This window comes from Luteimonas sp. S4-F44 (genome assembly GCF_022637415.1).
GTDB lineage: Bacteria > Pseudomonadota > Gammaproteobacteria > Xanthomonadales > Xanthomonadaceae > Luteimonas.
Map to the genome: position 1 here is coordinate 1846100 of NZ_CP093340.1, position 16170 is coordinate 1862269.

General features: G+C 68.8%; 13 protein-coding genes. 9 read left to right on the top strand and 4 right to left on the bottom strand.

Annotation, left to right across the window (positions count from 1 at the left end; genetic code table 11):
* Window positions 1-103 precede the first annotated feature (103 nt).
* From MNO14_RS08405 to MNO14_RS08430, 6 genes are all read left to right on the top strand, one after another.
* Window positions 104-1147 (top strand): DUF1611 domain-containing protein, encoded by a 1044-nt coding sequence (locus tag MNO14_RS08405; protein ID WP_241943325.1) that lies wholly within the window; start codon window positions 104-106, stop codon window positions 1145-1147.
* Complete coding sequence (bla, locus tag MNO14_RS08410) at window positions 1144-2145, top strand: class A beta-lactamase (RefSeq protein WP_241943326.1); 1002 nt, start codon at window positions 1144-1146, stop codon at window positions 2143-2145. The genes MNO14_RS08405 and bla overlap by 4 nt, the downstream gene beginning before the upstream one ends.
* Entirely contained in the window at window positions 2142-3290 is a 1149-nt protein-coding gene (locus MNO14_RS08415) for a hypothetical protein (protein ID WP_241943327.1), read from the top strand. Before bla ends, MNO14_RS08415 begins: the two co-directional genes overlap by 4 nt.
* Before the next feature lie 131 nt (window positions 3291-3421).
* Window positions 3422-4456 (top strand): N-acetyltransferase DgcN, encoded by a 1035-nt coding sequence (gene dgcN, locus MNO14_RS08420; protein ID WP_241943328.1) that lies wholly within the window; start codon window positions 3422-3424, stop codon window positions 4454-4456.
* Window positions 4441-5514 (top strand): N-acetyl-D-Glu racemase DgcA, encoded by a 1074-nt coding sequence (gene dgcA, locus MNO14_RS08425; RefSeq protein ID WP_241943329.1) that lies wholly within the window; start codon window positions 4441-4443, stop codon window positions 5512-5514. Before dgcN ends, dgcA begins: the two co-directional genes overlap by 16 nt.
* A gap of 58 nt (window positions 5515-5572) precedes the next feature.
* Window positions 5573-6475 carry a LysR substrate-binding domain-containing protein gene (locus tag MNO14_RS08430; protein WP_241943330.1) on the top strand — a complete coding sequence of 301 codons (903 nt, stop codon included), beginning with the start codon at window positions 5573-5575 and terminating at the stop codon, window positions 6473-6475.
* Here MNO14_RS08430 and MNO14_RS08435 read toward each other — a convergent pair.
* The 4 genes from MNO14_RS08435 to MNO14_RS08450 form a co-directional block, all read right to left on the bottom strand.
* Window positions 6401-7396, bottom strand: a complete 996-nt coding sequence (locus MNO14_RS08435) for an alpha/beta fold hydrolase (RefSeq protein WP_241943331.1) — start codon at window positions 7394-7396, stop codon at window positions 6401-6403. The genes MNO14_RS08430 and MNO14_RS08435 overlap by 75 nt on opposite strands.
* Window positions 7393-8784, bottom strand: coding sequence for a serine hydrolase domain-containing protein (locus MNO14_RS08440; protein WP_241943332.1), 1392 nt, complete (start codon window positions 8782-8784; stop codon window positions 7393-7395). Before MNO14_RS08440 ends, MNO14_RS08435 begins: the two co-directional genes overlap by 4 nt.
* Before the next feature lie 8 nt (window positions 8785-8792).
* Complete coding sequence (locus MNO14_RS08445) at window positions 8793-11015, bottom strand: TonB-dependent receptor (RefSeq protein ID WP_241943333.1); 2223 nt, start codon at window positions 11013-11015, stop codon at window positions 8793-8795.
* Window positions 11016-11307: 292 nt separating this feature from the next.
* A complete protein-coding gene (locus tag MNO14_RS08450) occupies window positions 11308-12219 on the bottom strand; it encodes a LysR family transcriptional regulator (RefSeq protein WP_241943334.1) in 912 nt (303 codons plus the stop codon).
* Between the two features lie 314 nt (window positions 12220-12533).
* On the opposite strand from MNO14_RS08450, the gene MNO14_RS08455 reads away from it, so the two are divergent.
* From MNO14_RS08455 to MNO14_RS08465, 3 genes are read left to right on the top strand one after another with little or no spacing between them, the layout of a single operon-like run.
* Window positions 12534-13784 (top strand): thiamine pyrophosphate-dependent enzyme, encoded by a 1251-nt coding sequence (locus tag MNO14_RS08455; RefSeq protein ID WP_241943335.1) that lies wholly within the window; start codon window positions 12534-12536, stop codon window positions 13782-13784.
* A gap of 1 nt (window position 13785) precedes the next feature.
* Entirely contained in the window at window positions 13786-14829 is a 1044-nt protein-coding gene (locus MNO14_RS08460) for an alpha-ketoacid dehydrogenase subunit beta (protein WP_241943336.1), read from the top strand.
* Between the two features lie 3 nt (window positions 14830-14832).
* The gene (locus MNO14_RS08465) at window positions 14833-16170 is read left to right on the top strand and encodes a dihydrolipoamide acetyltransferase family protein (RefSeq protein WP_241943337.1); all 1338 of its coding nucleotides are present in this window, start codon (window positions 14833-14835) and stop codon (window positions 16168-16170) included.

Here is a 16170-nt window from a genome sequence, read left to right on the forward strand (position 1 = left end):
GCAGCGCCCGCCGCTGCGTACATGCCGCTCCCCCCTGCAATCTGCGGGCGCGTCGTCGCGCCTGCTCTCCCCTGCTGTCCACGCCCCACTGGAGCTTCACCCCATGACACCTTCTTCGAACGGCGCGGCGCACGCGGTCATCGCGTTGCCGCAGCCGTACCTGCTCTTCCTCGGCGATGTGACCGAGCCGGGCTTTGCCAAGACCGCGATCGGTCTGCGCGACTGGGCGCCGGAGCACTGCATCGGCGAATGGGCCCTGCCCGCGGCGACCGTCAGTACCGGCCTGCCGTCGATGACGCCTGCGCAGGCCTACGCCGCCGGCGCACGTTCGCTGGTGATCGGCATCGCCAACCAGGGCGGCGCGATCCTGCCGGGCTGGATCCCGTCGCTGCTCGAGGCCATGGAGCAGGGCCTGGACTTGGTCAGCGGCATGCACCAGGTGCTCGCCAACATTCCAGAGCTGGCCGAGGCTGCGGCCCGGCTCGATCGCCGATTGATCAGCGTGCGCGTCCCGCCGCCGGGCATTCCGGTCGCCAATGGCCGCAAGCGCAGCGGCAAGCGCGTGCTGACCGTCGGCACCGATTGCGCGCTGGGCAAGAAGTACACCGCGCTGGGGCTGGTCAAAGGCCTGCGCGAGCGCGGTGTCGATGCCGATTTCCGTGCTACCGGGCAGACCGGCATCCTGATCGCCGGGGGCGGTCTGCCGATGGATGCGATGGTCGCGGACTTCTCGGCCGGCGCCGCCGAGCAGCTCAGTCCCGACGCCGCGCATGACCATTGGGACGTGATCGAAGGCCAGGGCTCGTTGTTCCATCCTGCCTATGCAGGCGTAACCCTGGGCTTGCTGCATGGCAGCCAGCCGGATGTGTTCGTCGTCTGCCACCAACCAGGCCGCGCCCACGTGCTCGGCTACCCCGACTACCCCCTGCCCTCGATCGAGGACGTGATCGACCTGACGGTGCGCCTGGGCAGCCGCACCAACCCTGCGATCCGCTGTGTGGGCGTCAGTTTGAACACGCATGGCATGAGTCCGGAGGCCGCCCTGGCGGCCTGCGCTGAAGTGTCCTCGCGTCTCGGCCTGCCTGCGGGCGACCCGATGCGCGCTAACACCGGTTTTGAACGCATTGTGGAGGCATGCATCGCATGAAACGTCTGAAAAACACCCTGGTCGTCGGTCTGGCGTTCGCGCTGGGCATCGCATCGCTGTCGGCATCGGCGGACAGCCGCGTGGTCGAGCAGGAGATCGCGCGCCTGGCCTCGTCGATCGATGGCACTGTTGGCGTCTCGGCATGGCGCCTGGACGGCAGAGGCACGCCGGTCCACCTCAACGCCGATCAGCGCTACCCGATGGCGAGCACGTTCAAGATCGCGGTCGCCGCGGCGATCCTGTCCAAGGTCGATGCCGGCGAGCTCCAACTGGACACGATGGTCGCAGTGGCCCCGGAGAAGTACGTCGATTCGCTGGTGATCGCCGAGCACTTCATCCATCCGGGCGTCAGCCTGTCGATCCATAACCTGATCGAAGTGATGATGACCAACAGCGACAACACCGCGACCGACGTGTTGGTCGAGCAGGCCGGCGGGCCTGCGGCGGTGACCGCCTGGCTGCGCGGTCAGGGTATCGAGGACCAGCGCCTGGATCGCGACACCCGCACCCTGCTCAAGGAGTTCTTCGGCGTCGATACCTCCGGCCTGAGCAAGGCCGAGGTGGTGGAACTGGTGACGGCCAATCCCGAACTCGCCAAGCGCGGCGCCGGTGCCTACGCGCCGTACGACAACGACCCGCGCGACACCTCAACGCCGCCGGCGATGGCCACGCTGCTGCAGCGCATCTTCACCGGCCAGGCGCTGAGCGAGGCGAGCACCCGCGTGCTGACCAGCGTGATGGAACGCTGCCGGACATGCGATGCGCGCCTGCGCGGGCGCATGCCGGCAGGCACCGTCGTCGCCGACAAGAGCGGCACCGTCGGCGGCACGGTCAACGACGTCGGCGTGGTCACCCTGCCCGACGGCAGCCAGTTCGTCATCGCCGCGTTCGTCAAGGCCAGCAACGCGCCCCGGCCGGACCGCGAACGCGTGATTGCCGAGATCGCACGCACCGTACGCGACTTCTACCTGTTCGACTCGGCGGACGCCGCGCGATGACGACGCAGGCCAGCCGGTTCCAGCGCTATCTGTTGCCCGGTCTGGCCTTCAAGTCGGCGGTCATCGGCGGCGGCTACGCCACCGGGCGCGAACTGGCGGAGTTCTTCCTGCCATCGGGCCCATGGGGCGGGCTGGCCGCCATGACCCTGTCGATGGTCGTATGGAGCGTCGTGTGCATCCTGACGTTCCTGCTAGCGCGGGCGATCCGCGCCTACGACTACCGCAGTTTCTTTCAGCATCTGCTCGGCCGCGGCTGGTGGACGTTCGAGGTCGCCTATCTGGCGCTGATCGTCGTCGTGTTGGCGGTGTTCGGGGCCGCGGCCGGTGAACTGGCCTCGACCATGTTCGACTGGCCGCGCCTGGTCGGCACCTTGCTGCTGGTGGTGGTGATCACGGCGGTCGTCCGGGCGGGCACGACGGCCGTCGAGCGGCTGTTCAAGCTGATGTCGCTGTTCATGTACGTGGTCTACGCGCTGGCGGCATGCCTGATCCTGTTTCGCTTCGGCGATGACGCAATGGCGCGCATGTCCAGCAGCAGTGGCCTTGGGCCGCGCTGGGCGCTCGATGGGCTGACCTACGCCGGCTACAACGTGTTCGCGGCGGTTTCGACGCTGATCGTGGTCCGCCACCTGCTGTGCCGGCGCGACGCCGTCGTCGCCGGCGCGCTCGCCGGCCCGCTGGCGATCGTCCCGGCGATGGTGTTCTACGTCTGCATGTTGGCCTTCCTGCCCGACATCGCCGACGCGCCGCTGCCGTCGGACGTGATGCTCGGCAAGCTGGGGCTGCCGTGGTTCCAGTGGCTGTTCCGTCTGATGATTATGGTCGCGTTGCTGGAGACCGGCGTGGCGCTGATGGCCTCGGTCGATGCGCGTATCCGCAGCAACTGGCGCGAGCGCACCGGCACCGAACCGGGCACGGCCCTGCGCACGGCGCTCGTCGCCGCAATCCTGCTCGGCGCGGTGTTCCTGGCCGATGCGATCGGACTCGTCGCGCTCATCGCCAAGGGCTACCGCCTGCTGGCCTACGCGGTGCTGGCGACCTATGTGGTGCCCTTGCTGCTGTACGCGTCGAAGCAACTCTGGACGCGTCGCGGCGATGCCTTCGGGCCGGCCGTCGCGCCATCAACTGCGCGGAGCGTGGGCTGATACGGAAGGGCCCCGCCGTCGCCAGTCCATAATCCCCGGCTATGGACCGGGGGCGTTTATTCACTAGCCCGCCCCGCACACGCCAACGAAGATGGACGCCGTCCCGGTGTGGGCCGAGCCCAGGTCTTCGCATGTCGTCCGATCCCGCCTGCTCCGCGCTGTGGCCGCCGCCCTTCCTGCTGTACCTGGGCGATGCGCAGGACGCACTCGCGGCCAAGACCGCGCGCGGTCTGGCCCGTTTCCGGCCGCACTGGTGCCGGGCCCAGTTCCGCGGACCGCACTGCCGCACCAGTGTGGATCTGGCGGACATGGGCTTTGCCCAAGCCCGGGCCGCCGGCGTCAACACCCTCATCGTGGGCGTCGCCAATGCCGGCGGCCAGCTTGGACCCGCGATCGTCGCCGATGTCATCGCCGCGCTGGACGCCGGCCTCCACGTCGCATCGGGCCTGCATGAGCGACTCACCGCACACCCGGCGATCGTCGACGCCGCACGGCGCAACGGCCGCCATCTGTTCGATGCCCGCACGCCGCCCGAGGTGCCGGTCGGCACCGGTCTGAAACGTGCGGGCCTGCGGTTGCTCACGGTCGGCACCGATTGCTCGAGCGGCAAGATGTACACCGCGCTGGCGCTCACCCAGGCGCTGCGCGCGCGCGGCCTGCGCGCCGACTTCCGCGCGACCGGCCAGACCGGGATCTTCATCGCTGGCGGCGGGCTGCCGCTGGATGCGCTGGTGGCGGACTTCATCTCCGGCGGCGTCGAATGGCTATCGCCGGCCCGCAGCGATGGCGGCTGGGACGTCATCGAGGGCCAGGGATCGCTGTTCCACGCATCCTTCGCCGGCGTCTCGCTGGGGCTGCTGCACGGCGCCCAGCCCGATGCCCTCGTGCTGTGCCACGAACCGGGACGCGCGCATATGCGCGGGTTGCCGCATGTCCCGCTGCCGGATCTGCGCACCACGCTGGACGCCAACCTCACAGCGGCGCGTCTGACCAATCCCGGCGTGCAGGCGGTCGGAATCGCCCTCAATACCTGCGATCTGCCCGACGCCGATGCGCTGCGTCTGTGCCGGGAGATCGAGCAGCGCTTCGGCCTTCCCACGCAGGACCCTCTGCGCCACGGCACTGACGCCATCATCGACAGGATGCTTGCATGCTTCCCTGGTTGAGCGCCTTTCCGCGCTCGTGGCCGCTGGCCACCCCGTTCCGCATCTCGCGCGGCGTGCGCACCACCGCCGAGGTGGTCGAAGTCCATATCCGCGACGGCCGCTGCATCGGACGCGGCGAATCGACGCCCTATGCACGCTACGGCGAGACGGTCGCGTCGGTGATCGCGCAGATCGACGCCCCCGCCCGCATCCAAATGGACGCACTCGACCACGCGCAGTTGCAGCAGCTGCTGCCGGCCGGCGCGGCCCGCAATGCAGTCGACAGCGCATTGTGGGACCTGGAGTCGCAGCGCCGCGGCGTGCCGGTCGCCACGCTGCTCGGGCAGACCGGCCTGCCCTGCCTGCCGACGGCCCAGACCATCGGTCTGGACACGGCCGAGCGCATGGCCGAAGCGGCGCGCGGACAGGCGCATCTGGACCTGCTCAAGATCAAGGTCGGCGCCGACGATCCGGCGCGGCTGATCCAGGCCGTCCGCGATGCCGCGCCGCAGGCCCGGCTGATGGTCGACCCCAACGAAAGCTGGACACTCGAACTGCTGCAGGCCATGCAGCCGGTGCTGGCGGCCACGCGTGTGGAATTGGTCGAACAGCCTTTGCCCGCAGGCGAGGACGAGCAGTTGCGTGGCTTCCGCTCGGTCACCCTGCTGTGTGCCGACGAGTCTTGCCATGTCGCCGAAGACCTGCCGCGCCTGCAGGGGCTCTACGACGTCGTCAACATCAAGCTCGACAAGACCGGCGGCCTGACGGGGGCGTTGACGCTGCTGGACGCCGCGCGCGCACAGGGCTTCGAGATCATGGTCGGGTGCATGGGCTGCTCGTCGCTGGCGATCGCGCCAGCGTTGCACGTCGGCCGGCACGCGCGCTTCGTGGATCTGGACGGCCCGCTGTGGCTGCGTGATGATCACCCCGGTGGCGTGCGCCTGGTCGGCGGCCTGCTGCAGCCGCCCGCGCCCACGCTGTGGGGCGGCGGCCGCCGCACCGATGTGGACACCGCCAAGCCTGCATCCATCGCCTGTGCGCAGCCGCTCAAGGCCGCGCCCGCCCCCCTGTCCATCTGAGCCGCCACGGCCGCCGCCGCGATCGGCGCGGCGGGCCGATCGTCATCCGGAGCCGACCATGCGTTTCCGCCAGATAGAAGTCTTCCATGCGATCTACACCACCGGGTCGATCAGCGGTGCGGCGCGGATCCTGCATGTCTCGCAGCCGGCGCTGAGCAAGGTGCTGGCGCATACCGAGCAGCGGCTCGGCATGGCGCTGTTCCGGCGCGTGCGCGGCCGCCTGGTGCCGACCGACGAAGCGCATGCACTGGCCAACGAAGCTGCGGAAGTCTTCCGGCGCCTGACCTCGCTGCAGAAGACCGCCAGCAACCTGCGCTTCATGACCGACGGCCACATCCGCCTGGCGGTGGTGCCCTCGCTCGGTCTGCAGGTGGCGCCATTGGCGATCGCCCGCTTCCGCGACCGCCATCCGCACACCACCTTCGAAGTGCAGACCCTGCACCACGACGACCTGTTCCGCGCGCTCTACGAACGCAGTTGCGACATCGCCATCGGCTATGACGCGCCCACGCATCCGCGCCTCAAGCGCCGCGACCTCGCCGACGGCGAGCTGGTGCTGATGTTCCGCGAACAGGACCTGCCCGACCCCGGCGCGCGGATTCCCCTGCAGGACCTGCAGGACCGCGAACTGCTCGGGATGACGACCGGAGGACCGCTGGGCGACCTGTTCAACCGCGAGCTGCAACGCTTGGAGGTACGCGTGCGCGAGGTCGTCTCCAACCAGACCTTCTACATCGCCGCCGGGCTGACCCGGTGTGGTGCGGGCATGTCGATCGTCGACGAATTCACCGCCCAGGCCTTCGCCGCGCCCGGCCTGACATCGCGCCCCCTGTCTCCGGCCCTCGGATTCAAGGTGCAGTGCATGTTCCTCGAAGAACGTCCGCCATCAGGGCTGATCGAGGGGTTCCTCAAGCAGTTCTCGATCGCGCTCGGGGCGCGCGGTCCCACCCCCGGCAGCTGAGTCGCTGTGCGGCGCCCGGGCACCGTCCCGTGCAGGCAAGGCGTCGACGAACGCGCCGACCAGCCGGACGAAACGCGCCGGGTCCTGCACATGCAGGAAATGCGAGCTGCCCTCGAAGGTGATCTGCTCGGCGCCGTAGCGCGACGCAAGCCCGCGCTGGCTGTCCAGCCAGACCGCCAGGACATCGTCGCCGAGCCGCAGCACGCCGGCCGACAGCACCAGCGCGGGGACGCCGGAGACAGGCGTCAGGCTGCGCACCTGGGCTTCGCTGTCGGGCAGCGCGGCGAATTCGCGCGACTGGATCGGCGCGAGCGTCAGCAGTGGCGCCACCCACCAGGGATCGGCGCACCGCGCCTCGCCCAGTGTGTCCAGGCAGCGCAGCATGAAATCGGAGGCGCGGGCATCGTCGAACACCAGGCCGGCGATCTGATCGGGATAGCGCGCGGCGTAGGCCTCGGCCACCAGCCCACCGAGCGAATGGCCGACCAGCACGTACGGCGGCGCGACCTGCGTTTCTGCGAGCAGCCCGTGCAGTTCGTCGGCCATCGTCCCCACATCGCGCGGCCCCGGGGGCGCGGCATCGCTCTCGCAGTAGCCGGGTCGGTCGTAGGTGAAGACGCGGCCATGCCACAGCAGGCCCTCGAGCACGGGCGCCCATGTGCTCTGGCCGCTGCCCAGCCCCGTGATCATCACCAGCGTCGGACGTCGGTCGTCAGGATCGCCGCTGAGGGACCAGCGCATGCGCACCCCGTCGAGGTCGGCATCGCGCAATGTCGCCGCAAACGGCACCGACGCGCTGCAGCTGCCTTTGCGGATCAGCAGGTGCAAGCTCAGCACCGCGCCGACCAGCAGCAGGGGAACAACCACGAGCACGATGCGCAGCCAACGCCTGCGACGCCTGGGCTGTGTGACGTCTGTCATTCGCTCACCCGCAGCAGGCGGACAACGGCGTCGCCCATCGCCATCTGCAGTGCGGCGCCCTCGGGCTGGAAGCGCAGCCGAATCGGCCGGACCGGATCCTCGGCCATGTAGCCGCCGGCATCGTCGGGCCGAAACACCTGTGGTTCGCCGGCTGCCGGTGTCAGCGGCGAGAAGACCGTCGCACGCAGGCGGTCGCCCGCTTCGATCGCGTCGATCCGATAGCGCAGGGACAGCGCCGCATTGGTGTAGTCACCGGCCCGGACAGCCGCTTGCGCGGTCGGCGACCAGAGCGTGTCGCCTTCCAGCATGGCCGCGACCGTATCGGCGAGCGGAACCGGATCGCGGTCGCCGCGGTTGCACAACACCGCGACCGCGAGCCCACGATCGGGCAGTCGCAAGTACTGCAGACGGAAGGCTTCGGCGCCGCCGGCGTGCTGGATGACGCGCTGGCCCAGGCGCTGACCGATGCGCAGGCCTCCTGCATAGCCCAGGCCGTCGGACGCACCGGCCAGACCACCGTCGGACAACCGCGCGGGCGTCCACATCAGCGCGCGCACCGGTGCGGTCCAGACCCGGTGACCGACCTCGATGTCGTGCTCGTACCGCGCAAGATCCTCGACACTGAGCATCACCCCGCCCGATCCGGAGACCAGCGGATAGGTGTCGCGCCGCTCGAAGCCGTCCCCGACCGGGACGTAGCCGTGCGCGACGTTCGGGCCTGTCGGCCGAGCACCGTCCAGGACGAAGGCGTCGCGCATGCCCAGCGGCTCGAACACATGGGTGCGGACGCGCTCGGCGAACGCCGTACCGGTGACCCGTTCGACGAGCATGGCGAGCAGCCGGTAGCCGCTGTTGGAATAGGCGTAACGGCTCCCCGGCACGAACGCCGTCTGCGGCTGCGCGGTGATCAGCCCCATGATCTGGCGCGCATCGAGCGTGCCCCAATCCGACGCACCCGACAGCGCGGCGAGCATCAGCCAGTCCGGCACGCCGGCGGTGTGGTGCAGCAACATCCGTGGGGTCACGCTGTGGGCATAGGCGGGCAACTCGGGCAGATAGCGCCGCACGTCGGCGTCGAGATCGATCGTGCCGTCGACCGCGAGTTGCGCGACCACCAGTGCGGTGAACTGTTTGGACACCGAAGCCGCGTAGAACACCGTGCGGCCGTCGATCGGACGCGCCTGCTCAAGGTCGGCCAGGCCTGCGGAGACCGACAGGACCGGCGCGCCGCCGCGGAATGCGGCGACCGCACAGCCGGGCGCCACCACGTGCGCAGGGTCGGTCACCAGCGCACGCACCGCGTCCGGATCCACCGCTTGCGCCTGCGCGGCGAGCAGCAGTCCGCCCGTCAGCACCGCCCTCGCCCACCGCACGCTCGTGCGCGACATCGTCATGTTCAGAACCGGTAATCGAACGAGACGCCGATCGTACGCGGTTGCAGCATCACGCCGTTCCAGCGCGTCAGACGCGCGCCACCGAACAGCGTCCGGCTGGCCGAGGTGAAGGTGTCTTCGTTGGTGACGTTGTTGACGAAGAAGCGGAACGAGGCATCGGTGCTGCCCAGCTCGGCGCTCAGATCGAGCAGGCGGTAGCTCGACAGCTCGATCGACTGCGACGCCGCGACCGACAGCGGACGGCTGCCGTAGTAGCGCAAGGCGCCGGCCAGGCTCCAGGCCCACGCGCCGCGCGTGGGGAACTGGTAGTGCGCCTGCGCGCTGCCGCTCCACTCGGGGACCTGCGGCAGCGGCGTGCCCGCCGGTGCCTGCCCCGGAATCGCCGCGGTCAGCTCGGCATCGGTATAGGTCAGTGCGCCGCTCAGGCGCAGGCCGTCGGTCGCGGCGACCGAACCGCTCAATTCGACGCCCTGGCTGCGTGCGGTGCCGCCGTTGAGGCCATAGGAAATGCCGCTTGGCGTCACCAGGTTGAGGCGGATGTCCTCCCAGTCGATGCGGAAAACAGCGGCTTCAACCAGCGCACGCCGATCCCACAGATGGCGTTTGATCCCCAGTTCGTAGTTGACCAGCGTGTCGGCGCCGACCTGGCGCGGCACGTTCAGTGCATTGGCGATCAGCGGATTGGGACTGCCGGCGCGATAGCCGCTGGCCGCCCGCAGATAGGCCATGCTGTCCTGCCCGAAGATCAGGCGCGGACTGACGCTCCAGGTGGTCACGCTTTCCGACGAGGTGCCGGTATAGGCCTGTCCGCCGCCCAGCAGACCGCCCAGGCTCTGGTCGAACACCTGATCGTTCTGCGCGTGGCGCACGCCCAGGGCCAGGTCGAAGCGGTCGTTGAACTTCCAGGTCGTGTTGCCGAACAGCGCCTTTTCGCGATAGGTGGTCAGCACGTCGGCGGTGAACAGCGAGGCCACCGGCGTCATGTCCGCGCGCATGATGGCGCCGAACTCGATGTAGTCGGCGTCCTCATCGGTGTAGAACGCGCCGATCTGCCAGGCCAGCCTGCCCGTGGTCTTGGAGGTCAGGCGGACTTCCTGGGTGAACTTGCGCAGGCCGATCCTGGTGTCGAGCGCCGCATAGGCCATCGGCCCGCGACCGGGTGTGCCACCGAGCAGCGGCACGTACTCGGCCGACAGGTCCTGCACACGCCAGGTGTCGGAGTCGAGCCAGCTGCTCGATGCACTGAAATCGGCCCAGCCCAGATCCCAGTCGATGCTCAGCCCGTAGACGTCGGCCTCGATGGTGCTCGGCTGCGCCAGCAGATAGTCGCTGGCGTGCCCCGGCAGCGAACGCTCGAGCGTCACCGGATCGATCGACACCACGCCGAGGTTGTCGGCGCGGTTCTGCTGGGTGATCGCGCTGAGCACCACTTCGAGCGTATCGGTCGGTTGCCACAGCAGCGACACACGCCCCGCTTTCTGGCGCACATCGTTGCTGTCACGGCGCTGGAGCTCGGGGTTGTCGATCCAGCCAGGCGTCGCCTGCTCGGCGTAGCTGGCGCGCATCGCCAGCGTGCCTTCGGCCAAGGGCGCATTGATCGACGCGCGTCCGGCGTAGCCCACGTGGCCGCCGTCATCGATGACACTGACCGTGCCCCCGACCCGACCTTCGAAGTAGTCCAGCTCGGGACGCCGGGTGACGTACTTGACCAGACCGCCCAGCGCACTGGCGCCATACAGCGTGCCCTGCGGACCGCGCAGCACTTCGACGTGCTGCAGATCGTAGGGCAGCAGGTCGAACATGCCGGACGTGCCGCCGGACAGCGATCCGTTGGGGGTCAGCGGGATGTCGTCGACGTAGATCGCGGTCGAGGCCGTGTTGCCCATCGGCACGATGCCGCGAAGCGACACCTGCGTGCGACCGGGCCAGCCGAGGTTGTTGACCTGCAGGCCGGGAATCACGCCGGCCAGGTTGTTGACGTTGTTGATCTGCAGACGATCGAGCGCTTCCTCGCCCAGCACGCTGATCGACATCGGGATTTCAGTGGGCGATTCCACGCGCTTCTGCGCGGTGACCTGCACGACCTCGAGAGTCTGCGTGCTGCGGGCGATGGCCGCAGATTCGGGCGCATCCTGTGCGATGGACAGGACCGGCGCGCCAGCGGCGAACAGGCCGACGGTACAGGCCAACGACAACAGTGAGGGACGGGCGACGCGATTGCGCATGGTGTTCGGTCTCGGCAAGTGGGGGTGACCCCTGTAAGGACGGACAGAACCCGGTCTTTGGGGAGGCGCGGGGCACTGGGCAAAGCAGCGACGGTCCGGTCCCTGGCTCCGATGTATGGCGCGATCAGGCGCGGGCTGCAGACGCGTCACCCGGATACACCGTCTCGTGACTCCGATCGGAGAAATCGCGTTCGTATTTCTCGCAATCGAGCATACCCAAGCCTCTCTGCGCGGTTCCATTGCGGATTGCGCAGTGATGCATAACCCGACGCTATAGCATTGGCGACGTGCCTCAGGTCTCGCAGGCAAACACCAAAAACTGGTGAAGAGCGTTCGCAGGTGCCGATAACGGATCGTCGGGGCGCCAGACCAGGCCCACTTCCATCGGCGGCACCGCCACATCGAGCGTGCGCACGTCGATCCGTCGCCCCTCCAGCGACCAGGGCCGGTAGACCATGTCCGACAGGATGCTGACGCCGAATCCATAGGCGACCAGGCCGCGCAAGGCTTCCAGCGACGAGGTCCGGAACGCGACGTTCGGTGTGTACCCCACCGAGCGCCAGTAGCGCATCGCCGACGCCTCGCCCTCGTCCACCTTCAGCATGATGTAGGGATACGGCGCCACATCGGCCGGTCCGATCGTCGGCAACTGGGCCAGCGGATGCGATTCGGCCAGCCACAACTGACGGCGCGAGCGGATCAGGGTCTGTCGCCTGAGCACGTGCGGCGCGACCATGTTGGAAATGATGCACAGCCCCAGATCGAGCGCACCGTCGCCAACCCCACGCTCGATCTCGGCGCGATCCATGTCGATCAGGTCGATCTCCACCAACGGATACGAGCGCTTGAACCGGGCCAGCAGGCTGGGCAAGAAGTAGCCCAGCACCGTGTACGATGCGCCGACCCGGACGGTGCCGGCCAGCGCATTGGCCAGCAGCGTCGGCTCGCTGAGCGCATCCTGCAGCGTGTCCAGCACGTGGCGGACGTGCTGGTGGAACCGATGGCCCTCGGCGGTCAGGGCGACGCCGTGCGGCATCCGGTCGAACAGCCGCAGCCCCAGCATCGTCTCCAGCTGCGCGACCGCGGTGGTGATCACCGACTGGGAGACGTGCAGCTTGCGCGCGGCCTGGGAGAACTGGCCCAGTTCGGCGGCCTCGGCGAAGTAGCGCAACTGCCGCAACGACAGGTTGGCCGGGATCTGCATCTCATGCTCCGAAGGCGGTTCGGTATCGGATTGGACGATACCTCATAAAGAATTAAACAAATTTACGATAGCCGACCGGCACCGTAGACTTCACGACTGGCGGAATGCGGCGCGCCGCGCCCGCCTGAGTGCCGCGGGCCGAGCCCGCCCCGACCGGGAGAAGCGTGTCTTGCCCTGTGCCCCGTCCTGGCACGCGCCCCGCGCGTGCCCACTCGCGTCGATCGCCCGTCCCGGCGTCGACCGCGCCCTCGCCGACGCCCCCCGCCGCCGGCACGCCCGTTCTTCCATGTCCCATGTCCAGCGAGGCTCCTGACATGTCCACAGCCCAAACCCCGGCCACGAGCGCCCCGTTGCGGTTGCACGTGCCCGAACCCAGTGCCCGCCCGGGCCAGGCCACCGATTTCTCCTATCTGCAGCTCAGCCCGGCGGGTACGGTCGACAAGCCCGCACTCGACGTGACCGCCGGCCAGACCGCGCCGCTGACCACGCAACTGGTCCGCGTGCTCGATGACAACGACGACGCGGTCGGTCCGTGGGCGGCCGACATCGACGACGCCGTGCTGCTGCGCGCGATGCACGCGATGCTCAAGACCCGTGCCTTCGATGCGCGCATGCTGATCGCCCAGCGCCAGAAGAAGACCTCGTTCTACATCCAGTGCCTGGGCGAGGAAGCCATCGCGGTCGGCCAGACGCTGGCGCTGCGCGACGGCGACATGCAATTTCCGACCTACCGCCAGCAAGGCATCCTGATCACCAAGGAGGTCTCCCTGGTCGAGATGATGTGCCAGGTCCTGTCGAACGCCGCCGACCCGCTCAAGGGCCGCCAGCTGCCGATCATGTACTCGTACAAGGACGCGGGCTTCTTCTCGATCTCCGGCAACCTGACCACGCAGTACATCCAGGCCGTGGGCTGGGCGATGGCGTCGGCGATCAAGGGCGACACCAAGATCGCAACCGCCTGGGTCGGCGACGGCGCGACCGCCGAGGGCGATTTCCACGCCGCGCTGGTGTTCGCCCACGTCTATCGCGCGCCGGTGATCCTCAACGTCGTCAACAACCAGTGGGCGATCTCGACCTTCCAGGCGATCGCCGGCGGCGAGAACACCACCTTCGCCGCGCGCGGCGCCGCCTACGGCATTCCGTCGTTGCGCGTGGACGGCAACGACCTGCTGGCCGTCTACGCCGCCTCGCGCTGGGCCGCCGAGCGCGCGCGCAGCAACCTGGGCTCGACGCTGATCGAATGGGTCACCTATCGCGCCGGCCCGCATTCGACCTCCGACGATCCGTCCAAGTACCGCCCCGCCGATGACGCCCAGCATTTCCCGCTCGGCGATCCGATCGAACGCCTAAAGCGGCACCTGATCAAGCGCGGGCTGTGGAGCGAGGAACAGCACGAACAACTGCGCAGCGAACTCGATGCCGAGATCTCGCGCGCACTCAAGGAGGCCGAGTCCCATGGGTTGCTCGGCAGCGACAACCGTCCCGGCGCGGCCGACATGTTCAACGACGTCTACAAGGACATGCCCGACCACCTTCGCCGCCAGCGCCAGCAGTTGGGAGTGTGAGATGAGCGAAACCGAACTCCAGACCACCGGCAGCGCGCCGATGACGATGATCCAGGCGCTGCGCTCGGCGATGGACGTCATGCTCGAGCGCGACGACAACGTGGTGATCTTCGGCGAGGACGTCGGCTATTTCGGCGGCGTGTTCCGCTGCACCGACGGCCTGCAGGCCAAGTACGGCAAGCAGCGTGTGTTCGACGCACCGATCTCCGAAAGCGGCATCGCCGGGGCGGCGATCGGCATGGCCGCCTACGGCCTGCGCCCGGTCGCCGAGATCCAGTTCGCCGACTACATCTATCCGGCGTACGATCAGATCGTCTCCGAAGCGGCGCGCCTGCGCTATCGCTCCAACGGCATGTTCACCTCGCCACTGGTGTTCCGCACGCCCTGCGGCGGCGGCATCTACGGCGGCCAGACCCACAGCCAGAGCCCGGAAGCGATCTTCGCCCACGTCGCCGGCCTGCGCACGGTGATGCCGTCCAACCCCTATGACGCCAAGGGCCTGCTGATCGCCTCGATCGAGAACGACGATCCGGTGATCTTCCTCGAGCCCAAGCGCCTGTACAACGGCCCGTTCGACGGCCATCACGACCGCCCGGTCGTCGCCTGGTCCAAGCATGCCGACAACCAGGTACCCGAAGGCTACTACTCGGTGCCGCTGGACAAGGCTGCCGTCGTGCGCGAAGGCCAGGCCGTCACCGTCCTGACCTACGGCACCACCGTCTGGGTGGCACAGGCCGCGGCCGAGGATGCCGGCATCGACGCAGAGGTCATCGACCTGCGCAGCCTGTGGCCGTTGGATCTCGAGACGATCGTCGCCTCCGTCAAGAAGACCGGCCGCTGCATTGTGCTGCACGAGGCCACCCGCACCTGCGGTTTCGGCGCCGAGCTCGTCGCCCTGGTCCAGGAGCACTGCTTCTACCACCTGCAGGCGCCGGTGGAGCGCGTGACCGGCTGGGATACCCCCTACCCGCACGCGCAGGAATGGGACTACTTCCCGGGCCCGGCCCGGGTCATTGACGCGATGCATCGCGTGCTGGAGGACTGAGCGATGGGACACCACGTCATCAAGATGCCGGACATCGGCGAAGGCATCGCCGAAGTCGAGCTGATCGCCTGGAAGGTCGAGGTCGGCGGCACCGTGGCCGAGGACGAAGTCGTGGCCGAGGTCATGACCGACAAAGCGATGGTCGAGATCCCCTCGCCCGTCGCCGGCACCGTGGTTTCGCTGGGCGGCCAGCCCGGCGAGATGATGGCCGTCGGCAGCGAACTGATTCGACTCGAAGTCGAAGGCGCCGGCAATGTGAAAGCAGGCTCGGCGGCCCCCGAGGCGCCGGCCGCCAAGCCGGCCGAGCCGAAAGCGGACACGCCGAAGGTCGAGCCACCGAAGCCCGCGCCGGCTGCCGAGCCCAAGCCTGCGGCGCCTGCGAAGCAGGCCGCGCCGGCGCCGGTCGCCAAGTCCGAAACGCGCGGCGCCGTGACCAACGGCGTGCTCGCCGCCGGCGAACAGCCGCTGGCCTCGCCGGCGGTGCGTCGCCGCGCCTGGGACCTGGGCATCGAGCTGCGCTTTGTTCCCGCCACCGGCCCGGGCGGCCGCATTCTGCAGGCGGATCTCGACGCCTACGCCGCGGCCGGCGGCAAGGCGCAGCCGGTCGGCGGCGCTGGCTCGGGCGGCGGCTATGCGCGCCGCACCGGCGAGCAGCAGATCCCGATCATGGGCCTGCGCCGCAAGATCGCGCAGAAGATGCAGCAGTCCTGGTCGACCATTCCGCACATCACCTATGTGGAGGAGATCGACGTCACCGAGGTCGAGGCCTTGCGCGCCCAGCTCAACGCGCGTTGGGGCAAGGAACGCGGCAAGCTGACCCTGCTGCCGCTGCTGGCGCGTGCGGTGATCCTGGCCGCACGCGACTACCCGCAGATGAATGCCCGCTTCGACGACGAGGCCAACATCGTCACCCGCTATGAAGGCGTGCAGCTGGGCATCGCCACGCAGAGCGCGGTCGGCCTGTCGGTGCCGGTGGTCGCGCATGCCGAATCGCTGGACCTGTGGCAGACCGCCGGCGAGATCGCGCGTCTGGCCACGGCCGTGCGCGAAGGCAAGGCCACGCGCGAGGAACTGTCGGGCTCGACCATCACCATCAGCAGCCTCGGCCCGGTGGGCGGCGTGGTCTCCACGCCGATCATCAACCACCCGGAAGTGGCGATCGTCGGTGTCAACCGCATCATCGAACGGCCGATGTTCCAGAACGGCCAAGTGGTCGCGCGCAAGCTGATGAACCTGTCCTCGTCGTTCGACCATCGCATCGTCGACGGCATGGACGCGGCCGACTTCGTGCAGGCGATCCGGCGTCGTCTGGAAACCCCTGCCCTGCTGTTCGTGGAGTGA